We start from the raw sequence: 23,275 nt of genomic DNA, 5'->3' as shown, positions 1-23,275 counted from the left end.
GAATTCCCCCATGGGCACCGCCGGACGTGAGACGCGGGAGCGCCTCATCGAGACGGCGGAGCGGCTCTTCGCCGCCGAGGGCGTCTACGGCGTCTCCCTGCGGGAGATCGTGCGCGCCTCCGGGGCACGCAACGTCACCGCCCTGCAGTACCACTTCGGCGACCGGCACGGTCTGCTGCGCGCCGTGCTCGAACGGCATCGCGCCGAGGTGGAGTCGGCGCGTCACGCCCTGCTGGACGCGTACGAGGCCGGCGAACCCGACGACGTCCGCGCGCTGTCGGCCGCCCTGGTCCGCCCGCTCGCGGCCAAGCTCGCCTACCCCAGCGGCCGCGCGTACCTGCGGATCCTCGGCGAGCTGGTGAACCGCCCCGAGCCGCTGATCGGCCGCGCGAGCGTCAGCGACCCGGCCGACAGCACCTACCGCTGGCGGGCCCTGACCGCGCCGCTCCTGGAAGAGGACGCCGCCCGCCTGCACCGCCGGTTCGTCGCGGTGCGCTTCACGATGATCGAGCTGGCCCGCCGCGCCCAGTCGGGGCCGCACGCCGACGACCGGCTGTTCACCAGCCACCTGATCGACCTGGTCGCGGCGGTCCTGCTCGCCCCGCTGTCCGCGGAGACACACCGCCTGGCCGCCGAACGCGACCGCGAACGCACACCCTGATCAGGCCGTCCGCGACAGGAGAAAGGCACTCGCGAGTGCTGCGCGATCTGTCGACCGGTCCGGATGGTGTGCGGCTGCTCGGGGCGTTTACGCCACAGCCACGGCGAACGCGTCGCGACACCTGCCCGCTGTGGCGGACCGGTACGGTTGCTGATCGCAGCCCGGCCGACGAGACCGGCTCGACGCGCCGCGAGGCACTCCCCGGTCTTCTGCTCAGGTCCGGCGCAGGAGGCCGTTGACCAGATCGTCGAAGAGCGCGGCGAGTTCGTCGTCGGTGATGGCGTCGGGGCGGGTCAGCACCAGGCGTCCGAAGTGCTCGGCGGCGGCGACCACGGCGTGAGCCGTCCAGAGGTGACGTCGGGCGGTGGCGGCGTCCAGGTCGCGGCCCCTGCCGATGAAGTCGGCGATGGCTTTGCGCACGACCTCGCGCCCCTGTTCGATCCGGTCGAGGACGGGCGCCGGTGTCTGCGCGCCGGTGCTCAGGACGGGCGTCCAGGTCTGCGGGTTCTCGCGTACGGCCCGTGCCCACGCGCGGGCGATGTCTCCTGGGAGGTGCTTCGAGGTGAGGCGACGCGGATCCTGCGGGAAGGCGGCCAGGAGCTGGGCGACGGCATCGCTCTGGGTCCGGTCGAGGAGCGCGGTGAGCAGGAGTGGGAGGTTGGCGTACGCGCCGTAGACGACCGGCTTGGTGACCCCGGCCTCCTGGGCGATCGCGTCGACGGTGACGCCGGCGTACCCCTCGCGGACGATGAGCGCGAGTGCCGCGTCGAGCAGCTGCCGGCGGCGCTGCTCAAGGGGCATCCGGGGTGCGTACGTGCGTCGCTTGCGTCGCGCGCCCGCTTCTGCCTTCGTCACGCCGGACAGGGTAGCGGCCTTTGGAGCGGGCCCCTCTTGACAATTACTACCATGACGTAGCAATTTACTACGACGCGGTAGTAAACGCACTCACAGGAGACCCGTGAAGGTGAACGCTCGCTCGTTGATGGTGCTGCCCGTCCTTGCGCTGGTGCTCGCGTCCGCTGCCGCGGCGCCCGCTCGATCGGCCTCGGCGCCGCTCACCGGCGGCTGGAAACCGCGACCCGCGCAGTGGCACGACACCGTGACGCGCAAGGACCTGGCGATCCGGATGAGTGACGGGAAGATCCTGCGCGGTGACCTCACGCTCCCGGCGACCGCCGACGGCAAGGCCGTGAAGCAGAAGCTGCCCGTGCTGGTGACGATCACGCCGTACAACAAGCGGCTGCCGATCGGCACCAACAGCGGCGCCCTCCTCGGCACCAACGTCCCCGCCGACTACTTCGTCGAGCGCGGCTACGCGGAGCTGTGGGTCGACGCGCGTGGCACGGGCAGCTCCGAGGGCCGGTGGTCCGCGTTCGGCGAGAGGGAGAACAAGGACGCCGGCGAGGTCGTGACCTGGGCGCACAGGCAGCCGTGGAGCAACGGCAAGGTGGGCATGCAGGGCGGTTCCTACCTCGGCATCGAGCAGCTCTTCGCCGCCGAGCAGCAGCCACCCGGGCTGAAGGCGATCTTCCCGACGGTGCCGGCCGCCGATCCCTACCGCGACGTCACCGCCGCGGGCGGGGAGTTGGACGCGGGTTTCCTGCCGCAGTGGTTCATGCTCGTCTCCGCGGCCGGCGCGATTCCCCCCGCGTTCAGCCTCACGGACCCGAGGTCGGCCCTGACCATGGCGGTCGACCACCTCGCCGGCGGCGTCGGCGGCACACTGCCGGAGGTGCTCTCGGGAGTGCTGGGCGGGGATGTGGCGTACGACGGTCCGTACTGGGCGGAGCGCAAACCGATCACGCGCATCGACAAGGTGAAGGTCCCGACGTTCATCATCGGCGGTGAGTACGACATCTTCCAGCGCGGCGAACCCCTGCTCTTCGAGGGGATCCAGCGCAACGGGACACCCGTGAAGTTCATCGACGGGCCGTGGAACCACCTCCAGGCCGGGTCGGGCAGGGGCAAGGAGTTCGGCGCCGCCGGCTACGGGTCACTGGCCGAGCTCGAGCTGCGCTGGTTCGACCACTGGATCATGGGGCAGGACACCGGCCTGGACCAGATCGCGCCGGTGACCTACTACGAGCAGGGCACCGGCCGATGGGTGCGGACGCAGAAGTGGATCGCGAGCGACCTGTCCGCGAAGACCTTCAAGCTCTCCGGGTCCTCGACCGCCGGGGTCGAGTCCGGTGGCCTGACCACCGGCACCCCGACCTCGGGAAGGTCGACCCTCCAGCCGCTGCCGGTCAGCGGCCTGTGCACGCGCTCGACCGACCAGTGGACCGGCGGCCTGGCGAGCGCGGTGCTCAACGACCTGCCGTGCTGGACCGACAACCGGCTCAACGATGCGACCGGACTCACCTTCGACTCCGCGCCCGCGACGAAGACGCTGCGCTTCCAGGGGCCGATCGACGCCCACCTGTACGTCTCGACCAGCACCGGCGACGGCATGCTGTCGCTGGCGGTCGAGGACGTCGCACCCGACGGCGGCGTCCACCGGATCACCGGCGGCTGGGAGAGCATCTCCCAGCGGGCGCTGGACAAGAAGAGGTCGCGCTACCTGGACGGCAAGATGATCCAGCCCTGGCACCCGTTTCTGAAGTCGACCAGGAAGGACCTGACGCCGGGCACGATCGCGCCGGTGGACGTGGAGATCTTCCCGACAGGTGCGGCCATCAGGCCCGGGCACCGACTGCGGCTGGCGGTCGAGGGCTTCGACTTACCTCACCTGGCGCCGCTGCCGGACGGCGGCCTGAAGACTCTCGGGCCGATGACCATCTACACCGGCGGCGATCACCCGTCGTCGGTGACGATGCCGGTTTCCCTAATCGAATAGACGAAAGAATTACGTCTGATGGCGTTTCATCCGATTGAGAATGTTCCAGCGGTTCGACTGGCCCACATGCTCGGTAAGACCGAGCGGGTCAGATCGACGACCTACCACTACATGACGTACCCGATCGACAGCCCCCGACCGGCCGATGGTGTCGCGACCGTCCGCGTCTATTGCGGCAACTGCGACACCACCGTGCAGGTCACCGTTCCCTCCGCAGCGGAGGTACGAAAGCTGCGGTCGCGTCGGCTCGCCGTCGCGGTTCCCGGCCTGATCTTCGGCATTGCGATGATCGCCGCGTACAACAGCTCGGTCGGCGGCGGGAACGGGTTGTGGGTGCTCTTCGGCCTCGCCGGCTTCATCGTCGCGCTCGTGGCGTTCGGCATGTGGTGGAGCGACCACGGGGTCAGGGTATCCAAGAGCGAGTCGGTGGCCTCACAAGGCATGCATTCGGTCCGAACCCGTCAGCGCGATAGGGCCAACGTCCGCTCCTGACCCGGACCCTCTTGAGTGGCTGCAAATAAAAGACAAATCCAGATGCCGCCTTAAATGGGCTTTTTCGGCAGCCGGACACGCAGATCACGAGAGTGGAGGGCGCGGTTACGCTCCGTGTACGGTTCGGTCCGTGGAGAACCTGCGGATTGGCGTCGTCGAGGTGGAGCACGACGAACAGACCTCCCACGACCACCTGAGCTGCGCGGTCTGCTCATGGCAACTGGGAGTCTCGCCGCGCGAGTATGCCGTGCGCATCGCTCACCGCCACGACGACTCTCACCAACAGGGCGGTTTGATCCGGCCCCGCGCCGACGGCTCCGCGGCGGAGGACTGACCGCCGCGCCTCCGGATGACGCGGCGGTCGGATACGTTCGCCGGGTGACCGACGAGCCGTACGCGTACCGCTACGTGGGCCCCGCCGACCTGCTCGCCGCCGTACGGCCCGATGCCGCCGGGCGCCCGATCAGGTCGCCGGGCGACCTCGCCGCCTGGCTGGCGTCGCGCGACGCGGACGAGCGGGCCGAGCCCTTCACCTTCGTCGTCGATCGCGGCGGGTCGCTGCGGCTCGCGCCCCGGCGGAGCGAGCACGTCGCCTGCGCCGGCGGCGCGTCCGTGCTGAGCGCCGGAGAGATGACCTTCGTGCACGAGCAGGGCCGCTGGACCGTCAGCGAGGTCGGCAACCACTCGACCGGCTACTGCCCCGACTCTGACTCCTGGCCCGCCGTCGCCGCCGCCCTCGACGCCGCGGGCCTGCCGCACCCCGGCCGTTTCACCGACCCGGTCGTCTTCCGCCACTGCCCCCGGTGCCGCGAGCGCAACCTGGTCAAGGATCACGACTTCGTCTGCGCCCTCTGCGGCGCCGACCTGCCCCGTACGGCCAGCCGAACCGCTCGATGAGCGCCTGGTACGCCGCGAAGGCGGGCTTCGGCCGGTAGTCGTCGGTCAGCAGGCCGAAGGTGTGGAAGAGCCCGGGCGCCGAGCTGTCGGCGTCGCGCAGGGCGAAGTGCGTGTAGACGCCGATGGCGGCTGGAAGACGTCGGGGAAGAGGTCGAGACCGACGTAGCCGAGGGCGGCCGTGAACTCCGTGCCGCCGTGGTCGGTGGGCGCCGCGACGAAGTCCTCGCCCGGGCCGGACAACGGGGTCGTGTCGAACCCGACGCGGAGAGGGTCGAAGCCCTGCCGCCGGGCCTCGCCGTCGGCGGCGAGCTCGCTCCGCGCCATGTGCAGCGCGTACTCGGCCTCGATCACGTACAACCGTGGCGTTCGCCCGGACCGCAGCGCCTTCTCCAGCTCCCGCTCGCCGTCCGGGCCCAGGGCCCCGAGGTAGGCGACGGCGGTGAGAAGACGGGGATGCTCCTGCCGCGGATTGCGGATCCGAAGGACTCTCAGTCGATCCAGCGAACGACCTGATCCAGGGGCAGCCGCCCGGCGGGGATCGCGGATCTGCCCCGCGGCGCCCGCGCGGGGTGGCCGAGCGCGATCGCGGTCCGCACCTTCCACGGAGTCTCGACGCCGACCAGCCGCCCCGCCTGCTCGGCGTTGGGAGCGGGGAAGAACGACACCGGGCAGCTGCCCAGGCCCAGGCCGTGCGCGGCGAGCATGAGGCTCTGCGCGGCCCGGCCGGCGTCGAACTCCGCGTCCTCGCCCCCGGTCGCGTGGTCCACCGCGAGCAGTACGGCCACCGGAGCGGCGGCCAGGTGTGCCGCGTAACCGCCTAGCAGGCTCAGCTCCTCCCGCAGGCCGCGGTCGCGGACGACGATGAACCGCCACGGCTGGCGGTTGCGCGCCGACCCGGTCCAGCGCGCCGCCTCGAGCACTCGTACGATCTCGCGCGTCGGCACCGGCGCGTCCGCGAACCACCGTGTGGCCCGCAGCGACCCCACCTCCGCACGCAACGGCTCATCCACCCGTCCCGGCCTCCGATCCCTCACCTCGCGCCGCGCGCCTGAAAAACCGTTTGCTCTGGATCCTGGCAGGTGTTTCCTTGGTCTCGTCCTCGGTCCCCGACCCCGGAGACCTGTGCGCACACACCAGTACACCCCGCAGGGGATCGCCTACGAACGTGCCGGGCGCGGTGACGGCACTCCGATCATCCTCATTCACGCCGGCGTGGCCGACCGGACCATGTGGGATGCCCAGTGGGAGGCGCTCGCGGCCGAGTACGAAGTCGTCCGCCTCGACCTTCGCGGCTTCGGTGAGTCCAGTAGGCCACCCGGCGCTCGCTGGTCACACGCCGAGGACGTCCTGTCCGCGTTGGAGCACCTCGGTATCACTCGATGTCACCTCGTGGCGGGCTCGCTCGGAGCCGGGGTCGCGACCGAGGCCGCCCTCTCCCGACCGGGGCTGGCCGTGTCCCTGCTGCTCTGCCCGCCGGGCGGCAGTCTGCTGGCGGAGTCGACCGAGGATCTCGAGCGCTTCTTCGAAGCGGAGAAGAACGCCCTGGCCGCACGCGACCTCGACGCGGCGGTGGAGGCCAACATCGCCACGTGGGTGGTCGGCCGCGGCCGCGAGCCATCCGATGTGGCATCCGGCGTCCAAGACCACGTGCGCCGTATGCAGCGGCGCGCGTTCGAGGTCACCGAGTCACTGGGGGAGACCGACGAGGCAGAGTTCGCCCCACCTGCGCTCGAACGCCTGCCTGATCTCACCATCCCGGTCCTTGTCCTGGTCGGAGGGCGCGACCTCGACACCACTCTGGACTCCGCTGAGCGGATCTGCCGGGCCCTGCCCGACGCTCGCCGTGTCGACTGGCCCGACGTCGCCCACCTGCCCTCTTTGGAGCGGCCCGACGACTTCCTCGCACTTCTGCGGGAGTGGGTGGCTCAAGAACGCTAGGCGGACTCGGCGGCGCGGACGGCGAGGGTGGTCAGGTCGTCGGCGGTCAGGCCCGGCCAGCCGTGCACCTTCGCCCGCCACTCCTCCGGTACGGCCGACGCGCCGTGGCGTGCGCCCAGGAGCGCGCCCGCGATCGCGGCGACCGTGTCGGTGTCGTCGCCGGCCCGTACCGCGGCGAACAGGCCGTCCGGCAGCGACGACGTGTGCGTCACCGCCGACCACGCCGCCTGCAGCGCCGGGACGACGAAGCCGTTCGGGCTGAACCGCTGCGGGGGCGCGGCCTCGGCCTCGGCCAGCCGGGAGGCCCACGCGTCGCGGCGCGACGGCGGCAGGTACGCCAGCCCCTCGCGCACGCCGTCGTAGGTGCCCTCCAGCACCGCGCGGCGTACACCCGCGCACCACAGCACGCACGCGTCGCCGGCCAGGTCGTCGGCGTGGGTCAGGCCGCTGACCAGCCGGGCCGCCTCCATCATGGCGGCCGGGTCCTCCAGGTACGGCAGTGCGACGACGGCGGTGCGCATCAGCGACCCGTTGCCCGCGCTGCGGCCCGTACGGGCGTGCAGGTCGTCGGCGGCGCGGCGCATCTCCGATGACAGGCCGCCGGTCCGGTCGACGGACCCGAGCACCGCGCGGGTCTGGTTGCCGATGTCGCTGGCGCCCTCGCGGTACCACCGCAGGAACCGGACCGCGACCCCGTCCAGCGCGAGGTCCGACCGCAGGCCGCGTCCTCTCGCCGCGACCTCGGCGACGCACACCTGCATCTGGGTGTCGTCGCTGTACTCGCCCGGCGCGTACGGGCCGAGGCCGCCGCCGATCATCGCGGGGACGGCCGTGGGGGACAGGGGAGCGGCGAACTCGTACGGCACGCCGAGCGCGTCGCCGCAGGCCGCGCCCAGGAGCACTCCGGCCGCCCGGTCTCGCTGTTCACTGGTGAGCGTCACCACTGTGCGACGACCGGACGGCCGGAGAGGTTCCCTCAGGAGGCGCCGGTGAGGCGGGCGACCTCGCGTTCGTGCGCCTCGGCGTCGGCCTTGGCCGCCTTCGGGCTCCAGCGGCCGACCAGCGGCAGCATCAGGCCGAGGAACAGGATCTCGGCCACGATGCACACCCACCACCAGGCCTGCCACTGGTGCGGCGCGTCGGCGGCGGCGCTCTTGATCTTCCCGACCTCGGCGAGCAGCGCGGGTGGCGGATTGGCGCCGGCGGCCTTCACCTGGGCCAGTACGGCCGGAGCCTCGACCAGTTTGTCCACCGCGCTGACGACGTACGGGAGGACGAAGAAGGCCAGGCAGACCACGATGCGCAGGATCCAGCCCCAGATCGCCAGGCCGGTCGCGGTCAGCGCCGGGTTGCGCCTCTCGATCGTCTCGGTGAACGCCGCCATCCACGGGGCGTACGCCGTCGCGAGGCCGAGCGAGAGCAGGGCGATGATCACGATGAGCGTGGTCGAGCTCGTGTCCGGGTGCGTCGTGCGGGTCATGAAGATGAACGTCATCACCACCGCGAGCACGGTGCCGGCCACCATGAACGGCTTGCGCACCCGCAGCCGGTCCGACAGGGCGCCGACGACCACGAGGCTGATCGCGTTGATCGCCCAGTACCAGGTGTTGATGCCGTTGGCCTTCGACGTGGTGAAGCCGAAGTTGGAGGTCAGGTAGACGGTGAAGAAGCCGACCGCGGTGTAGTAGATCAGCAGGAAGATGCTGATCCCGAGCGCGGGAGCGAGGATGTCCAGGCGCAGCATCTGCCCCCACGGCCGGTCGAGGTCGACCGTCCGCTCGGCGCTGTCGGCACGCGCCTCGATGAGCTCGCGGTCGCCGGCGCTGACCATCACCTGGTCGCGGAGCCCGGGTTTGAGCTCGCGCAGCCCGAACAGCGCGATCACGAACGCCACGAGGCCGACGACGCCGACGATGTAGAACTGGCTGGACCAGGAGTTGTCCAGGTGCGGCAGCGTGCGGTTGGCGACGAAGCTGACGACCAGGCTGCCGACGACGGGCCCGAGCGTCCAGAAGCCCATTGCGGACGCGCGGCCGATCTGCGGGGAGAAGTCGCGGACGAGCGCCGGCGTCGCGACCAGGCACATGCCCTCGACGACGCCGCCGATCACGGCGAACAGCCCGAAGACGAACTTGTTCGGTGCGAGCGGGGTGATCAGGGCGAGCACGCCGGTGACGAGCAGGCCGTACGCGACCAGGTTGGCGCGGCCCCAGCGGTCGGCGAGGCCGGCCGCGAGCGAGCCGAACGCGCCGACGAGGTTGGCCAGCACAAGGATGTTGACGTAGTAGATGAACGACATCTTGAAGTGCTCGAGCACGAGCGGGGCGACGCCGCCGGCCACGTAGAGCTCGTAGTACAAGATGATTGTGACGAACACCGCCACGGCCAGGTACCAGTAGCGCGATCCTGTGCTCGGATACCGGTCGAGGCCGCGGCGCCAGAGCCGGTCGATGGTGAATCCCGCCGCCGCGGGAGCCGTCGGGTCAGATGGAGCCATCGCTTCCTCTTTTTCCATTGGGCGAGCTGCTCCAGAGCGCCATTAGACGCCCCGCCCCCGAGGCCGATGTGCCGCATGACCTGTGCCATCATGGGTAAATAAGCGTTCATTCACGCGTTGGAAATATTAGTACGCTCGAATTAAGTGGCATGTCAAGACGGGAGAGTGACACGGTGACGGATACCGGCCTGCCCGTCGGGGGATCCCCGCTCCAGCAGCGTCTGGCCGCCGCCGCAGTCGAGCTGTTCTACCGGCAGGGCGCGATCGCGACGTCGGTCCGGCAGATCACCGAGGCGTGCGGCCTGACACCCGGCGCGCTCTACAACCACTTCGAGTCCAAGGACGAGCTGCTCTACACCGTGGTGCGCGACATCCACCTGCGGCTGGAGAGCGTTCTGACGGCGGCGGTGGGGGCGGTCGCGGGCGACCCGGTCGCCGAGCTCAGCGCGATCGTGCGCGTCTACGTCGCCCGGCACTCCGACCATCGGGAGACCGCTCGCGTGGCCAACCGGGAGTTCCCGCTACTGACCGGGGCGCACTACGACGAGGTCGTCGCGATCCGGCGCCGCCTGCGCGACACCGTGGTCGACGTGCTGCTCGCCGGTCAGAAGAAGCAGGTCTTCGACCTGGTCGGGGGCGACGACCGTACGGCGGCCGTGCTCACCGCGCTGCCGATCCTTGACATGTGTGTCCACATCAGCGAATGGTTCCACGAGCACCGGCCCTTGAGTCACGCCGAGCTGGAGGCCCGCTACGTCGGGCTCGCGCTGCGCATGGCGGGGGCCCGGACCCACTGAACACCGGGAGGTCCCGATGGCCGAACTGCTCCGCCCGTACGCCGAGGCACGACCGGATGAGCCGGCCGTCACCGACGAGCGCGGCGTCACCACGTGGCGGGAGTTCCGGGCGCGCGTCGACCGCCTCGCGGGTGCGCTGCGGGGCCTCGGCCTGGACGACGGCGACGCCATCGCGATCCACTCGGGCAACCGCCGGGAGTACTTCGAGCTGATGGCCGCGGCCACCCACATCGGCCTGCGGTACGTCCTGGTCAACTGGCACTGGACCGCCGACGAGCTGCGGTACGTCCTCGCCGACTCCGGAGCGAAGGCGCTGTTCTCCGAGGACGCCTTCGCGGACGTGGCGGCCGAGGCGGCGGCGGACACGCCGTTCCGGATCGGCATCGGCGAGGTCCCGGGCTTCCAGCCGTACGAGGAGTTCCTCGCCGGCGGACCGGACGGGGAGCCGTCCGGGCAGGTCATGGGCTGGCCGATGATCTACACGTCGGGCACGACCGGGCGCCCGAAGGGCGTGCGGCGCAAGCTCGTCACGACCGGCGCCCCGCTGGAGACGATGAAGGGCGTCGCCGAGGGGTCCGCGCAGCTGCTGTCCATCCCGGAGGGCGGGCGGTCGCTGCTGGTCGGACCGGTCTACCACTCGGCGCAGTGGCTGTGGTCGCACGTCATGCTCTGCGCGGGGCGCTCGGTCGTCATGCGGCAGTCGTTCGACCCCGAGGAGACGCTGCGCCTCATCGAGGAGCACCGGATCACCAACGTCCACCTGGTGCCGACCCAGTTCGTCCGCCTGCTGCGCCTGGACGAGGAGACCCGGCGCGGGTACGACCTGTCGAGCCTCGCCGCCGTCTGGCACGGCGCCGCGCCGTGCTCGCCCGAGGTCAAGCGGCGGATGATCGACTGGCTGGGCCCGGTCGTGTACGAGTACTACGGCTCCACCGAGTCGTCGGTGAACACCGTCGTGTCGTCGCGGGAGTGGCTGGAGCGGCCCGGCACGGTCGGGCGCGCGCTGCCGATGGCCGAGATCCACGTGCTTCGCGAGGACGGCTCGCCGGCCGCGGCGGGGGAGCGCGGCCAGCTCTGGTTCCGCTACACCAGCGGCGACGACGTGGAGTACTGGGGCGACCCGGACAAGACCGCCTCCGTGCACCGCGACGGGCTGTTCACCACCGGCGACGTCGGCCACCTCGACGAGGACGGCTACCTGTTCCTCTCCGACCGCGTCATCGACATGATCATCAGCGGCGGGGTGAACATCTATCCGGCCGAGATCGAGGGCGTGCTCATCACCCACCCGGCCGTACGCGACGTGGCCGTCTTCGGCGTGCCGGACCAGGAGTACGGCGAGCAGGTGAAGGCGGCGGTCGAGCTGGAGGACGGATACGAGCCCTCGGACGCGCTGGAGGAGGAGCTGATCGCCTTCTCCCGGCGCACGCTGGCCGGCTACAAGGCGCCCCGGTCGGTGGACTTCCCCGACGCGCTGCCGCGGACGCCGACCGGCAAGCTCTACAAGCGCCTCATCCGCGATCCGTACTGGACGGGCCGGGAGAAGTCGATCTGACGGGTGATCGGTCAGGAATGAAGAAGCCGTCGCGGCGCCGCCGACCCTAGCGTGATCTGCGGTGGAGCCCTCCGGGGGTTCCGTCCCGATCAGCAAGGAGCACGCCATGACCGATGGCATCAAGACGATCATCTACCCCGTGTCCGACCTCGCGGCGGCCAAGGCCCTGTACGGCGGGCTGGCGGGCGTCGAGCCGTACGCGGACACGCCGTACTACGTCGGCTACAAGGTCGGCGGCCAGGACGTCGGCCTGGACCCGAACGGCCACCGTGAAGGCGGCGCCGGGCCCGTCGCCTACTGGCACGTCGAGGACATCAAGGCGAGCCTCCAGGCGCTGGTCGAGGGCGGCGCGGAGACGCTCCAGGACGTCCGCGACGTCGGCGGCGGCACCCTGATCGCCACGGTGAAGGACGCGGACGGCAACGTCGTCGGCCTGCGCCAGGTGGCCTGACATTCTGGACCGGTCCGGCCCCGCGGCGGGGCCGGACCCCGTCTTCCACGGAAAGGACCCTCGATGCCCGAGCCCGCCCGTACGCCCGCGCAGCGCAAGCAGGACACGCTGCGCCGCCTCGAAGTCGACGAGGACGCGTGGGTGGCCACCGCCGGTGACGACGGGCCGTACCTCGTGCCGCTGTCGTTCCTGTGGGACGGTGCCACGCTGCTGCTGTCCACGCCCTCGTCGTCGCCGACCGCCCGCAACCTGAGCGCCACCGGACGGGCCCGCCTCGGCGTCGGCCCGACCCGGGACGTGGTCATGATCGAGGGCACGGTGGAGATGGTGGAGGTCGACCGGGATGCCGGTGACGCGTTCGCGGCCAAGAACGGTTTCGACCCGCGCGGGCTCACCGGCTACGCCTACTTCCGCGTCCGGCCGACGCGGATCCAGGTGTGGCGCGAGGCCAACGAGATCGCCGGCCGCGACCTCATGCGCGACGGGCGGTGGACCGTCGCCTGACCGGCCGGCCTCCGCGTCCTTCCGCGCCGCGACGAAACCGAGTAGCGTTCGGTTTCGTGCACCTGGGACAGATCGCGGCCCTGACGCCGGACAAACCAGCAGTGATCATGGCGGGCTCGGGCAAGGTCATCACCTTCCGCGAGCTGGACGAGGAGTCCAACCGGCTCGCCCAGCTGCTGCGGGCCGAGGGGCTGCGGCCCGGCGACCACGTGGCCTTCATGCTGGAGAACCACCCGTCGTTCCTGGCGATCGCGTGGGCGGCGCAGCGCTCCGGGCTGTACTACACCGCGATCAGCTCCCGCCTGCAGGCCGACGAGCTCGCCTACATCATCGACAACTGCGGGGCGCGCGTCTTCCTCACCTCGGCGCGGCTGGCGGAGGTGGCGACCGCGGTCGGCGACCGGACGCCCGGTGTCGAGCTGCGGCTCATGCTCGACGGCGTGGCGCCGGGCTTCGACTCGTACGAGGAGCGGATCGCCGGGCAGCCCGCCGGGCCGATCGAGGACGAGTGCGAGGGCGTGGACATGCTCTACTCCTCGGGCACCACCGGACGGCCCAAGGGGGTCAAGCCCACGCTGTCGCTCGCCCCGGCCGGCTCGCCGAACAAGCTCACCCAGCTGGTGTCCTTCCTCTTCCAGCCGGACGAGCACTCGGTCTACCTGTCACCGGCCCCGCTGTACCACGCCGCGCCGCTGCGCTACTGCCTCACCTTCCACCGCTTCGGCTCGACCGTCGTGGTGATGGAGCGGTTCGACCCGGAGGAGGCGCTGCGGCTGATCGAGCGGTACGGGGTGACGCACAGCCAGTGGGTGCCGACGATGTTCATCCGCATGCTCAAGCTGCCGGAGGCGACCCGGACGGGGTACGACCTGTCGAGCCTGCGGTACGCCGTGCACGCCGCCGCGCCCTGCCCGGTCGAGGTCAAGCGGCAGATGATCGACTGGTGGGGGCCGGTGCTGCACGAGTACTACGCCGGCACCGAGGGCAACTGCTTCGTCTACGCCGACTCCAAGGCGTGGCTGGAGCACCCGGGCACGGTCGGCCGGCCACTGCTCGGTGAGATCCACGTCTGCGACGAGGAGGGCGAGGAGCTTCCGGTGGGGCGGACCGGGACGCTGTACTTCGCGGGCGGCCCGGAGTTCGAGTACCACGACGATCCGGCGAAGACCGCGTCGTCCCGCGACCCGCACGGCCGTGGCTGGACCACGCTGGGCGACGTCGGGTACGTGGACGAGGAGGGCTTCCTCTACCTCACCGACCGGCTGTCGTACATGATCATCAGTGGCGGGGTGAACGTCTACCCGCAGGAGGCGGAGAACCTCCTCGCCGTCCATCCGAAGGTCGCCGACGTGGCGGTGATCGGCGTACCGGACCCGGAGATGGGCGAGGCGGTCAAGGCCGTCGTGCAGCCGATGGACCTCACCGAGGCGGGCCCGGAGCTGGAACGGGAGCTCATCGAGCACTGCCGGGCGAACCTGGCGCACTACAAGTGCCCGCGTACGGTCGACTTCCGCGCCGAACTGCCCCGCCACCCGACCGGCAAGCTCTACAAGCGCCTGCTGAAGGACGAGTACTGGAAATAGCCCGCACTCGCGGCCATCGTGGGCTCCATGCGCGTCGCGATCGGTGACATCTCCCTGTACTTCGACGTCGACGGCTGCGGGCTCGTCCCCGACGGCCCCGCGATGGTCGAACGCCCGACGGTCATCGCCCTGCACGGCGGGCCCGGCGCCGACCACACGACGTTCAAGCCGGTGCTCGACGGCGTCACCGAACACGCCCAGGTGATCTACCTGGACCAGCGGGGGAGCGGGCGCTCGGACCGCGGCGGCCCCGAGTCCTGGACCTGGGACCGCTGGGCCGACGACGTCATCGCCTTCTGCGACGCGCTGGACATCGCCGAACCCGTTCTGCTCGGCACCTCCGCCGGCGGCTGGGTGGCGCTGACGGCCGCCATCCGGCACTCCGCCCGGCTGGGCGGAGTGGTGCTCGACAGCGTGATGCCCGGCGAGACGGACGAACGGCTCGCCATCATGGAACGGCTCGGCGGCGCCGAGGCCCGCGAGATCGCGCGGCGCTACTGGGACGGCGAGGACTCCGACGAGATCCGGGAGGCGTACCCGCGCGTCTGTCTTCCCCTCTACTCGCAGCGTCCCGGTGGCGACCCCGACGGCCCCGACCGGCTGCGGCGCATCCGCTGGAACCCCGACGTGCTCGAACACTTCCGCCAGGTCCTCTACGACGACTTCGACCCCTGGCCACGGCTCGGTCAGGTCACCTGCCCGACGATGATCCTGGCCGGCGAGCACGACCCGGTGGCCACCGTGCCCGCCGCCCGGCGACTCGCCGCCGAGCTGCCGGGCGCGCGGCTGCACGTCGTACCGGACGCCGGCCACGGGCTCTTCCGCGAGGATCCGGCGACCGCGACCGCGACCGCGCTGCTTCGCGACTTCCTGGCGGGTATTGAGTGGACGCGGGCACACGGATGACCTGATCATTGACTTCATGTCCGATCTCCTGCCGATCAACGGGTCCGAACCGGAGCCTCCCGTGGTGTTCCAGCTCGACACCACCGACACCCTCGGTGACGTGATCGACGTGCTGGCCATGGAGGCGTTCGCGGCCGGGCGGCAGCCGTTCGCCCGGTCCAAGCGGATGGAGCGCATCCGGCCCGACGCGCTGCTGCGGCCGGCCGGGGCGCGGGTGCTGCGCACGTCACGCGAGGACAACCGCGAGGCGTTGCTCGCCCGCGGTGACGGCTGGACGCTGCGGTCCGTGCGCTGGCGCGGCGGGTCGGGCATGGTCGAGGTGACCGCGGTCAGCGACGAGCTGTGCACCTCCGTGCTGGAGGAGGCGATCCGCGACGCCGTCGAGCCGCCGCCTCCGGAGGAGGACCGGGTCGAGATGGGCTTCTGGCACCTGGGGTCGCACGGCGCGGCGCGCAGCCAGCGCTCCATCACCGCCGCGACCTGGGCGGAGATCCGCGACAACTACACCGCGGCGGCGGCAACCGCCGTCGACCGGCTGACCGAGGTGACCCCCGACGACATCGGCGGACGCCTGGTGCTCCTGCACGGCCCGCCGGGCACGGGCAAGACCACCGCGCTGCGCGCCATGGCCCGCGAGTGGTCCAAGTGGTGCCAGTTCGATTGCGTGCTCGATCCGGAGCAGCTCTTCAGCAACCCCGCGTACCTCATGGAGGTCGCGGTCGGCGAGGACGACGACGACCGGCGCTGGCGGCTCCTCGTCGTCGAGGACTGCGACGAGCTGATCAGCGGTGACGCCAAGGCCGCCACCGGACAGGGCCTGTCCCGGCTGCTCAACCTGACCGACGGCCTGCTCGGCCAGGGCCGCGACGTGCTCGTCGCGATCACCACGAACGAGCCGCTCGCGGCCCTGCACCCCGCCGTCGTACGGCCGGGGCGCTGCCTGGCCCAGGTGGAGGTGGGCCGGATGTCACCGGCGGAGGCCACGGCCTGGCTCGGCGCCGACGCCGCCGCGCACGACCTGGGCCACGGCGCGACGCTCGCCGAGCTGTACGCCCTGCGCGACGGGCGCGACGCGGGCACCCCGCCACCGGCCACCGAGACCGGCTTCTATCTGTAAGAAGACGCTGCCGGAGTCAGCCCCTTGGCGGACCCGCGAGTGCGGCGTGGTCCGACTCCGGGAGCCAGTCACGCTCCGGCGCGTAGTCCAGCCAGCGCCGGGTGCGGCCCGCTTCGGCGAAACCGCGCAGCAGGGTGTCGAGCAGCGGATGGAGGTGCGACTCGCGCCAGGCGACCGACCACGCGTACAGCGGGGTCGGCGCGACAATCGGGACGGAGCGCAGACCCGCGTCGCCGGGCAGCGGCGCGTCGGCGGGGAAGAGCGTGAAGCACGTCGCATCGGTGCGGATGCGCTGAACGAGGTGGTCGAGGCCCAGGTTGGGGCCCTCCTCGCGTCGGGTGACGCCGAACTCGTCGGCGAAGCGTCGTAGGAAGTCCAGACGGGGCAGCTCGGCCGGGCACCACAGTGTGCTGTCCCGCAGGTCGGCGGGGCGCAGTTCGCCCGCGCCGGCCAGCGGGTGGGACGTGCTGACCACCGCGTCGACGGGCTCCAGGCGCACGAGCCGCTGGGCGAGGCCCGCGTCGCGGCCGCCGGGCAGCGGGTGCACCCGGCCGAAACCCAGGTCGGTGTCGCCGCGCAGCAGCGCCTCCGCGGCCGACGGCCAGTCACGTGCCGGGCCCGGCTCCAACCGGATCGCGCCGAGGGCCTCCACCGCCTGCGCGACGGTGCGCATCGGCGCGTAGAGGTGGCCCCACACGTCGATCCGTACGACCTGCCCGGCGCCCAGCGCCGCCGCGACCGCGCGCTCACCCGCGGCGAGAGCCTCGCGCGCGGCCGGTTCGAACCGCTCACCGGCCTCGGTCAACCGCGTGCCGCCCTCGCGTTCGAACAGCCGCACGGTGAGCAGCGACTCCAGGCGCGCGATGCGCTTCGACAGCGCCTGCTGGCTGGTGTTCAGCCGCTTGGCGGCAAGCCCGAAGTGCAGCGTCTCGGCGGTCGCGACGAACGCACGGACCAGGGCGAGGTCGAGGTCCACGCCGCCGACCATATGCGACAACGCGGCGTTGTCGGCCGTGCGGCTCCGTTGTTGGCCCCGCCACCGCCGCACCCGGTGAAGTGTCCTCAGGAATTACCAGGGAGGCATCACGATGAAAGCTCTCATCCCGACCGGGGATCCCGCCGAACCGGTCGTGCTCGCCGACGTGCCCGAGCCGGTGCCGCGCGCGAACGAGGCGCTCGTGAAGGTCGAGGCGTTCTCGGCCAACCGGGGCGAGATGTTCAAGCTGGAGGCGCCCGCGCCCGGCGAGCGGCCCGGCAAGGACATCGCGGGGCTCGTCGTGCAGCCCGCCGCCGACGGGAGCGGGCCGGCCGGTATCGCCCGCGTCGTCGGCCATCCCATGGCGGGCGGCTGGGCGGAGTTCGCGGCCGTGCCGGCCGACGCGCTCGCGGTGCTGCCGGACACCGTGTCCGCGCTCCAGGGCGCCGCGCTGCCGCTCGCGGGGCTCACCGCGTTGCGGCTGCTGCGGACGGCCGGGCCCGTGCTGGGGCGGCGCCTGCTGGTGACCGGTGCGTCCGGGGGCGTGGGCCACTTCGTGACCGAGCTCGCGGCCGCCGCCGGCGCGGAGGTCACCGCCGTGACCCGGGACGCCGTACGCGGCGCTCGGCTCACCGAGCTCGGCGCCGCCGCGATCGTCCACGACCCGGCGGACGCGCGGGGGCGGTACGACATCGTCCTGGAGTCGACGGGCGGCGAGACACTTCCCGTCGTCCTCGCGCGGCTGGCGAAGCGCGGCACGCTCGTCTGGTTCGGGCAGGCCAGCCGTACCCCGGCGACGCTCGACTTCTTCGACTTCTTCGACGGGCCCGAGTCGGCCGTCATCCGCCACTTCCACTACCTCGACGCGGACACCGGCCTCGGCGACGACCTCGCGGCGCTCGTCCGGCTCACCGCCGAAGGCCGCCTGCACCCCGAGATCGGCCGCGTCGCGGACTGGGCCGACACCGCGACCGTCCTCACCGACCTGCGCGACCGCCGCATCCGCGGCAAGGCCGTGCTCACCCTCTCCTGAACAGATCGAACGGACCAAGGAGTACGACCATGACCACCGACCCCCGAGCCGTCGTCGTCCGCTACGTCGAGGCCGTCCGCGACGGCGACGCCGACGTCGTCTACGAGAGCTTCGCCGAGGACGCGACCTGGCACTACCCGGGCGACCTGCCGATCTCGAAGGTGTGGCGGGGCCGCGACGCGATCGTCGGCGAATTCCTGGGCGGCATGGGACCGCTCCTCGTCCCCGGCACGATGAGGATCGAGCTGATCGGCACGATCGCCGAGGACGACCGCGTGGTCGCCGAGTGGACCTCGACGGCGCGGACCGTGTACGGCGGCACGTACGACAACCGCTGCATCGGTGTCTACACGGTCCGCGACGGCCGGATCGCCTCCGTCGTCGAGTACGCGGACACCCGGCATGTGGCGGCGGCCCTCTTCCCCGGACACCGCGCGTAGCCGGGCCCGGCCGGCGGCACCGCGTGGCCCGGCTCACCCGGCGGTGAAGTAGGGGCCTTGCTCCAGGTCGGTGAGGAGGCCGGGCCGGACCGGCTCCCAGCCCAGCAGCCGCCGGGTCTCCGCGTGAGCGCGCGGCGTTCAAGCGCGCCGGCCTCGCCGTGGCCATGGCCGGGGCACTCGAGAAGCGCGGCGTGCCGGACCCGGCCGAGCAGCTGGCGTTCGGCATGCTCGCAGGTCAGACGCTCCACGAGCGGTGGGCGCGACCGCCGCGCTCGGCTGAGCCGGCCGGCGTTGATTCCTCGTTGATCGGACGTTGATCGCCGCCCCGCAGAATTCTTCACGTGGACGGGCCGAGGGGGTAAAGGCCCGGCCATTCGCCCGGAGGCCAATGCCGCTGCGTTGCCGGGCGAGGACGGGGGAGGCGACCCGCGCCGTACCAGGCCGGGAAGCCGGAGCCCTGCACCGGAGGTGACGGACCGGTGCAGGGCTCTCTTTCTCGACACGCTCACACGGAGGAACCTGTGATGCCGTACCGGCTTCCGCCGGACATCGGGGACTTCGTCGGGCGGAGCGGCGCCGTCGCCGAGCTGACCGGCGTGCTCCAGTCCGGCGGGCCGGTGCCGATCGCCGCCGTGAACGGCATGGGCGGCGTCGGCAAGACCGCTCTCGCCGTGCACGTCGCGCACGCCGTGCGGCGACGCTTCTCCGGGGGACCGCTCTACGTCGACCTGCGCGGCATGGCCGATCGCCCGGCCGAGCCGTACGCCCTGCTCGGCGGGCTGTTGCGCGCCTTCGGCCGGCGCGAGGTCCCCGACGCGCTCGAGGAACGCGCGGCGCTCTACCGGTCCGAGCTGGCCGGCCGGCGGATGCTCGTGCTGCTGGACGACGCGCGCAGTCCCGCGCAGGTACGGCCGCTGCTGCCCGGGTCGTCCGGGTCCGCGGTGCTGGTGACGAGTCGTGCCACGATGGCCGGGCTTCCCGGGGCCCGGCGGCTCGACCTCGACGTGCTGGAGCCGTACGAGGCGGTGGCGCTCCTGGAGAGCGCGGCCGGCGCGGAACGCGTGGCGGCCGAGCGCGCCGCGGCACTCGACCTGGTGGCCGCCTGCGGGTTCCTGCCGCTGGCGGTACGCGGCGCCGGGGCGTGGCTGGCGGCCCGTCCCTCGCTGCGGATCGACGCCCTGGCCCGCCGTCTCGCCCGCGGCCGGATGGAGGAACTGCCCGCGGCCGTCGCCTGTTTCCGGCTGGGCTATGACCTGCTGGGACGGGACGAGGCGCGGGCGTTCCGGCTGCTGGCGCTGGTCGACGGGCCCGGCTTCTCGACCGGTGCCGCCGGCGCCGCGCTCGGCCTGCGGCCCCAGCGCGCCGACGACATCCTGGAGACGCTGGCCGACCTGAGCCTGCTGGAGAGCTGCGCCCCGGACCGGTACCGCTTCCACGACCTGCTCCGGCTCTTCGCCCTGAACCGTTCCTGCACCCGTGAGGAACGCGTACGCGCCGTGCGCGGCCTGCTCGACCACTACCTCGCGGCGGCGCGTGAGGCGACCGGGGTCCTGGGCGGGGCGCCGTCGAAGCGCCTCACCCGCGAGGCCGCGCGCGCCTGGCTGTTCGTCGAGCAGGACGCCATCCTCACCGCGGTCGAGCGCGCCGCGAGGGAGCCCGGTGGGCCGCTCGCCCAGGCGGCGGAGCTCCTGCTGATCGTGGCGCAGGTCATCGACCGGGAGTGGAGCCCCGGCCACCTGCGCAACGCCGTGCGAGCGGTCCGCGCGGCGACGCGCCGCCGTGCCTCGGTCGCCGGGTTCGCCGAGGCGGAGCAATTACGTGCCGACGAGGCGGTCCGGTAGCCGGTCGCGAAGCCGGAAGCCTGAGAGTCAGGACGGCGGGGGCGTATGGCTCACGTCGATGACGCAGAAGCGGTTGCCCTCGGTGTCGGCCAGCACGACGAAGTCGGGGTCGTCCGGGTACCGGTCCCAGTCGACCCGCTCGGCGCCGAGCGCGACCAGCCTCCGTACCTCGGCGGCCTGCTCCGCCGCGTCGTCCGCGTACAGGTCGAGGTGGACGCGCGGGTGCTCCTGCGCCGGCGTCTCGCTGAACCCGAGCGCCAGGCCGGCACCGGAGCCGTTCGCCGGCACCAGCATCGTCCAGGCGTCCTCCACCACCCCGCCGCGGGGCACGTAGTCCAGCGCCCGGCACCAGAAGTCCGCCGCGCGCCGGACGTCCGCCGCGCCCATCACGATCGTTCCGATGTTCAGCATGCGCCGATCCTGACAGACCAGGACCCGCCGCCCTCCGCGAGAAGACCGATGGCGTCCTGCTCGTCGAACAGGACGCCATCCTCACCGCAGGGTGTCTCTAGCGGTCACCTCCGGACGTGGTCGGCTTGGCGGACGTCGCCCAGGGCAGGGTGAGCTTCGCCGCGAAGATGGTGTTGGAGCCGCCGGGATAGGTGGTCTGGAACGCACCGGGCGTCACCGGGAAGTCGGGCGCCGTCGTCGTGCCCGCGAGGTACACGCTCCCGGAGCGGACATCGGGTGCGACGTCGACGAAGCCCGCGATGAGGCCGCAGAGCGCGCCGGCGCAGGCGGTGCTCGTGCCGCCGAAGTACGTCGAGTACCGCAGCGCGTGGTTCTCGAAGACGGCCAGGAAGTACGGCATCTCGTAACCGCCCGGCGTGGTGGAGTAGGCGTCCGGCGTGGTGGGCAGGCCCGGACCGGTCATGCCGGCCACGTACACGCGTCCGTCGTCGTCGACCTCGACACCCCCGAAGGGCGTGGTCTGCCCGTCGCCGGCGGCGGCGAAGTAGGTGCTGTGAACCACGTGGCCGGAGCCGTCGAACTCGGTGAGCGTCGCGCATCTCGGGTAGTCGGCGGCCGACACGCATTCCGTGGCGTAGGCGTCCGGGGTGGGGGAGACCGAGCCGGGCGGCGCGTCGCCGACCACCCAGGCGTGCCCGTCACGGTCCACCGCCACGCCGTCGGTGCGCATGATGTCGCTGTCCAGGTCGCCGATGTAGGTGGCGTAGTCGGCCTTGTGCCCGGTGGGATCGAGCTTGACCAGGATGCTGGCCAGCCCCTTCTTCGTCGCCTGGAAACCGCCGGGGGTCGTCGGGAGACCGTTGACGCATCCGCCCGTGGCGTAGGTCGCCCCCGCGTGATCGACCGCGATCGCGTAGACGTAACAGCCCGGATCCCACCCGTACTTCGCCACCTGGTCGGTGATCGGCGCGCCCAGGTACGTACCGAAGAGGAGATCCGAACCGGCCGGGTCGAGGCGTACGAGGTAGCCGCTCACCTGGCCACCGGGGTAGTCGGCCAGGTACGCGTCCGCCGTCGTCGGGGCGTAGTCCGACGTGGTGGACCCGCCGACGGTGAGCGAGCCGTCGGCGCCGGCCTCGACGTCGCTCACGGTGAGGTCCGGGGCGAGATAGGTGCCGTAGGACAGCCGTGATCCGGCCGGGTCGAGCTTGAAGGCGACGCTCTGGCCCGGCGCCTGGTAGGGCGTCTTCCGGAAGGCGCCCGTGGTGGTGGGGAAGTCCGCGGAGGACGAGACGCCGCTGACGTAGACCGCGCCGTCGCCGCCCACCGCACCGCGGGACCCCGCCTCGGCGCCCGAACCGCCGACGAACGTGGAGTAGATCAGGCGGCTGCCGGTGGGGTCGAGCTTGGCGACGACGAAGTCGGGCGACTCACCGTCCGGTCGGTGCGAGGTCTGGGTGGTGGGGAAGGCGGGCGAGGACGACTGGCCGAAGACGTACAGATTTCCGGCGTCGTCGTGGCCGACGGAGAAGGAGCTGGCCGGCATGCCGTCGGTGGAACCGAGATAGGTGCTGTAGTCGAGTCCCGGGTCGAGGGTGAGCGGGGCGTCGTGACGGTACCGGGCGAGGGTGAACCCGAAGTCCGTGCCGCCGAGCAGCCGGTACCCGGTCATGACCCGACCGGCGCCCTGGTAGCTGACCGGAGCCTGGTCGTGCAGGACCGTACGGCCCGTGGCGACGGCGAGGTCGCCGCCCCGGTCGACCGAGACGCGGTCGGCTCCGGCGTAGGACAGCCGGATGTCGTCCGGGTCCGCGCCGGGATCGAGCGCGAAGGAGTACTTCAGCGTCCCGTTCCTGACGCTGAAGATCCCGTCGATGCCGGGCCACAGGTCGTGGTAGACGACCTGCCCGAACGTCGGGATGCCGGTGTGCCAGCGGGCCGGGTCCGCGCCGTGGAAGTCGTTGACGACCGCGGACGAGCGCTGCGCGCCGGTGACCTCGGGATGCCGGGCGGCGTGGACGAACCGCAGCGTGACCGACGCCTTCGACGGCGTGCGCGAGTCCGCGCCGGAGCTCTTCGTCAGGTCGATGCTCACACCGGAGTCGGTGAAGGCGACGCCGACGCCCGCGGACGCGCCGAGGTAGCGGACGCCGCCGGGTGCCTGCCCCTCGTTGCGGGCGAAGGTCATCGGGGCGGCCGTCACCGAGGTCTTTTTCGCGGCGGGCCGGTGCGCCGTCGCGGCGGACGCGTTCCCCGCGGTGAACCCGGCGAACGCGGGGATCAGCACGGCCGCCGACAGCAGGCTCAGTGATCGTGCGTAGTGAACACGCATGAGCGTCT

The 23,275-nt window shown here is 71.9% G+C and carries 24 protein-coding genes; 16 read left to right on the top strand and 8 right to left on the bottom strand.

Going from position 1 to position 23,275, the window contains the following annotated elements; all coding sequences use genetic code 11:
* The first annotated feature begins 10 nt into the window (after positions 1–10).
* Complete coding sequence (locus QSK37_RS12280; RefSeq protein ID WP_285619893.1) at positions 11–661, top strand: TetR/AcrR family transcriptional regulator; 651 nt, start codon at positions 11–13, stop codon at positions 659–661.
* Between the two features lie 213 nt (positions 662–874).
* Here QSK37_RS12280 and QSK37_RS12275 read toward each other — a convergent pair whose 3' ends face one another.
* Entirely contained in the window at positions 875–1,516 is a 642-nt protein-coding gene (locus QSK37_RS12275; RefSeq protein ID WP_285619892.1) for a TetR/AcrR family transcriptional regulator, read from the bottom strand.
* 103 nt (positions 1,517–1,619) lie between these two features.
* Between QSK37_RS12275 and QSK37_RS12270 the strand changes: the two genes are divergently transcribed.
* The 4 genes from QSK37_RS12270 (at position 1,620) to QSK37_RS12255 (ending at position 4,886) form a co-directional block, all read left to right on the top strand.
* Complete coding sequence (locus QSK37_RS12270; protein ID WP_285619890.1) at positions 1,620–3,497, top strand: CocE/NonD family hydrolase; 1,878 nt, start codon at positions 1,620–1,622, stop codon at positions 3,495–3,497.
* A gap of 66 nt (positions 3,498–3,563) precedes the next feature.
* Entirely contained in the window at positions 3,564–3,989 is a 426-nt protein-coding gene (locus tag QSK37_RS12265; RefSeq protein WP_285619889.1) for a hypothetical protein, read from the top strand.
* A gap of 130 nt (positions 3,990–4,119) precedes the next feature.
* Positions 4,120–4,323, top strand: coding sequence for a hypothetical protein (locus tag QSK37_RS12260; RefSeq protein WP_285619887.1), 204 nt, complete (start codon positions 4,120–4,122; stop codon positions 4,321–4,323).
* Between the two features lie 44 nt (positions 4,324–4,367).
* Entirely contained in the window at positions 4,368–4,886 is a 519-nt protein-coding gene (locus QSK37_RS12255; protein ID WP_285619886.1) for a hypothetical protein, read from the top strand.
* Positions 4,887–4,931: 45 nt separating this feature from the next.
* Here QSK37_RS12255 and QSK37_RS12250 read toward each other — a convergent pair whose 3' ends face one another.
* Complete coding sequence (locus tag QSK37_RS12250) at positions 4,932–5,237, bottom strand: hypothetical protein (RefSeq protein WP_285619884.1); 306 nt, start codon at positions 5,235–5,237, stop codon at positions 4,932–4,934.
* A gap of 137 nt (positions 5,238–5,374) precedes the next feature.
* Positions 5,375–5,884 (bottom strand): nitroreductase family protein, encoded by a 510-nt coding sequence (locus QSK37_RS12245; protein ID WP_285619883.1) that lies wholly within the window; start codon positions 5,882–5,884, stop codon positions 5,375–5,377.
* 124 nt (positions 5,885–6,008) lie between these two features.
* On the opposite strand from QSK37_RS12245, the gene QSK37_RS12240 reads away from it, so the two are divergent.
* Positions 6,009–6,824 (top strand): alpha/beta fold hydrolase, encoded by an 816-nt coding sequence (locus QSK37_RS12240; protein WP_285619881.1) that lies wholly within the window; start codon positions 6,009–6,011, stop codon positions 6,822–6,824.
* On the opposite strand, the gene QSK37_RS12235 is transcribed toward QSK37_RS12240, so the two are convergent.
* Positions 6,821–7,768 carry an ADP-ribosylglycohydrolase family protein gene (locus QSK37_RS12235; RefSeq protein WP_285619880.1) on the bottom strand — a complete coding sequence of 316 codons (948 nt, stop codon included), beginning with the start codon at positions 7,766–7,768 and terminating at the stop codon, positions 6,821–6,823. The genes QSK37_RS12240 and QSK37_RS12235 overlap by 4 nt on opposite strands.
* Before the next feature lie 32 nt (positions 7,769–7,800).
* Positions 7,801–9,321 (bottom strand): MFS transporter, encoded by a 1,521-nt coding sequence (locus tag QSK37_RS12230; protein ID WP_285619879.1) that lies wholly within the window; start codon positions 9,319–9,321, stop codon positions 7,801–7,803.
* Positions 9,322–9,494: 173 nt separating this feature from the next.
* Between QSK37_RS12230 and QSK37_RS12225 the strand changes: the two genes are divergently transcribed.
* The 7 genes from QSK37_RS12225 (at position 9,495) to QSK37_RS12195 (ending at position 16,234) form a co-directional block, all read left to right on the top strand.
* Positions 9,495–10,118, top strand: coding sequence for a TetR/AcrR family transcriptional regulator (locus tag QSK37_RS12225; protein WP_285619878.1), 624 nt, complete (start codon positions 9,495–9,497; stop codon positions 10,116–10,118).
* A gap of 16 nt (positions 10,119–10,134) precedes the next feature.
* Entirely contained in the window at positions 10,135–11,673 is a 1,539-nt protein-coding gene (locus QSK37_RS12220; RefSeq protein ID WP_285619877.1) for an AMP-binding protein, read from the top strand.
* Between the two features lie 106 nt (positions 11,674–11,779).
* Positions 11,780–12,124 (top strand): VOC family protein, encoded by a 345-nt coding sequence (locus tag QSK37_RS12215; protein ID WP_285566049.1) that lies wholly within the window; start codon positions 11,780–11,782, stop codon positions 12,122–12,124.
* A 63-nt stretch (positions 12,125–12,187) separates the two neighbouring features.
* Complete coding sequence (locus tag QSK37_RS12210) at positions 12,188–12,628, top strand: pyridoxamine 5'-phosphate oxidase family protein (protein WP_285619875.1); 441 nt, start codon at positions 12,188–12,190, stop codon at positions 12,626–12,628.
* A 56-nt stretch (positions 12,629–12,684) separates the two neighbouring features.
* Complete coding sequence (locus QSK37_RS12205) at positions 12,685–14,211, top strand: AMP-binding protein (RefSeq protein ID WP_285619874.1); 1,527 nt, start codon at positions 12,685–12,687, stop codon at positions 14,209–14,211.
* 27 nt (positions 14,212–14,238) lie between these two features.
* Positions 14,239–15,117 (top strand): alpha/beta fold hydrolase, encoded by an 879-nt coding sequence (locus QSK37_RS12200; protein ID WP_285619872.1) that lies wholly within the window; start codon positions 14,239–14,241, stop codon positions 15,115–15,117.
* Positions 15,118–15,133: 16 nt separating this feature from the next.
* Entirely contained in the window at positions 15,134–16,234 is a 1,101-nt protein-coding gene (locus QSK37_RS12195) for a DUF5925 domain-containing protein (RefSeq protein ID WP_285619870.1), read from the top strand.
* A gap of 16 nt (positions 16,235–16,250) precedes the next feature.
* Here QSK37_RS12195 and QSK37_RS12190 read toward each other — a convergent pair whose 3' ends face one another.
* A complete protein-coding gene (locus tag QSK37_RS12190) occupies positions 16,251–17,210 on the bottom strand; it encodes a LysR family transcriptional regulator (protein ID WP_285619869.1) in 960 nt (319 codons plus the stop codon).
* Positions 17,211–17,322: 112 nt separating this feature from the next.
* Here QSK37_RS12190 and QSK37_RS12185 point away from each other — a divergent pair, with 112 nt between their 5' ends.
* The 3 genes from QSK37_RS12185 (at position 17,323) to QSK37_RS12175 (ending at position 20,524) form a co-directional block, all read left to right on the top strand.
* A complete protein-coding gene (locus tag QSK37_RS12185) occupies positions 17,323–18,243 on the top strand; it encodes a zinc-binding dehydrogenase (protein WP_285619867.1) in 921 nt (306 codons plus the stop codon).
* Between the two features lie 29 nt (positions 18,244–18,272).
* Positions 18,273–18,683: a nuclear transport factor 2 family protein gene (locus QSK37_RS12180; protein WP_285619866.1), complete on the top strand. Its 411-nt coding sequence runs from the start codon at positions 18,273–18,275 to the stop codon at positions 18,681–18,683.
* 524 nt (positions 18,684–19,207) lie between these two features.
* A complete protein-coding gene (locus QSK37_RS12175) occupies positions 19,208–20,524 on the top strand; it encodes an NB-ARC domain-containing protein (RefSeq protein ID WP_285619865.1) in 1,317 nt (438 codons plus the stop codon).
* Between the two features lie 27 nt (positions 20,525–20,551).
* Here the strand turns inward: QSK37_RS12175 and QSK37_RS12170 are convergent, their stop codons facing one another.
* Positions 20,552–20,935, bottom strand: coding sequence for a VOC family protein (locus QSK37_RS12170; protein WP_285619864.1), 384 nt, complete (start codon positions 20,933–20,935; stop codon positions 20,552–20,554).
* Between the two features lie 97 nt (positions 20,936–21,032).
* A complete protein-coding gene (locus tag QSK37_RS12165; RefSeq protein WP_285619863.1) occupies positions 21,033–23,267 on the bottom strand; it encodes a DUF7948 domain-containing protein in 2,235 nt (744 codons plus the stop codon).
* Positions 23,268–23,275: the final 8 nt, after the last annotated feature.

Origin of the sequence: Actinoallomurus iriomotensis, assembly GCF_030269445.1 — a bacterium.
In the GTDB taxonomy this organism is placed as follows: Bacteria; Actinomycetota; Actinomycetes; order Streptosporangiales; family Streptosporangiaceae; genus Actinoallomurus; species Actinoallomurus iriomotensis.
This window is presented reverse-complemented; position numbering and strand designations above follow the sequence as displayed.

Bases quoted from the DNA above. Each gene is read 5' to 3' on its own strand.
- QSK37_RS12280 (WP_285619893.1), top strand. From the start codon at position 11: ATGGGCACCGCCGGACGTGAGACGCGGGAGCGCCTCATCGAGACGGCG.
- QSK37_RS12265 (WP_285619889.1), top strand. From the start codon at position 3,564: ATGCTCGGTAAGACCGAGCGGGTCAGATCGACGACCTACCACTACATG.
- QSK37_RS12230 (WP_285619879.1), bottom strand. From the start codon at position 9,321: ATGGCTCCATCTGACCCGACGGCTCCCGCGGCGGCGGGATTCACCATC.
- QSK37_RS12220 (WP_285619877.1), top strand. From the start codon at position 10,135: ATGGCCGAACTGCTCCGCCCGTACGCCGAGGCACGACCGGATGAGCCG.
- QSK37_RS12215 (WP_285566049.1), top strand. From the start codon at position 11,780: ATGACCGATGGCATCAAGACGATCATCTACCCCGTGTCCGACCTCGCG.
- QSK37_RS12210 (WP_285619875.1), top strand. From the start codon at position 12,188: ATGCCCGAGCCCGCCCGTACGCCCGCGCAGCGCAAGCAGGACACGCTG.
- QSK37_RS12200 (WP_285619872.1), top strand. From the start codon at position 14,239: ATGCGCGTCGCGATCGGTGACATCTCCCTGTACTTCGACGTCGACGGC.
- QSK37_RS12195 (WP_285619870.1), top strand. From the start codon at position 15,134: ATGTCCGATCTCCTGCCGATCAACGGGTCCGAACCGGAGCCTCCCGTG.
- QSK37_RS12185 (WP_285619867.1), top strand. From the start codon at position 17,323: ATGAAAGCTCTCATCCCGACCGGGGATCCCGCCGAACCGGTCGTGCTC.
- QSK37_RS12180 (WP_285619866.1), top strand. From the start codon at position 18,273: ATGACCACCGACCCCCGAGCCGTCGTCGTCCGCTACGTCGAGGCCGTC.
- QSK37_RS12175 (WP_285619865.1), top strand. From the start codon at position 19,208: ATGCCGTACCGGCTTCCGCCGGACATCGGGGACTTCGTCGGGCGGAGC.
- QSK37_RS12170 (WP_285619864.1), bottom strand. From the start codon at position 20,935: ATGCTGAACATCGGAACGATCGTGATGGGCGCGGCGGACGTCCGGCGC.
- QSK37_RS12165 (WP_285619863.1), bottom strand. From the start codon at position 23,267: ATGCGTGTTCACTACGCACGATCACTGAGCCTGCTGTCGGCGGCCGTG.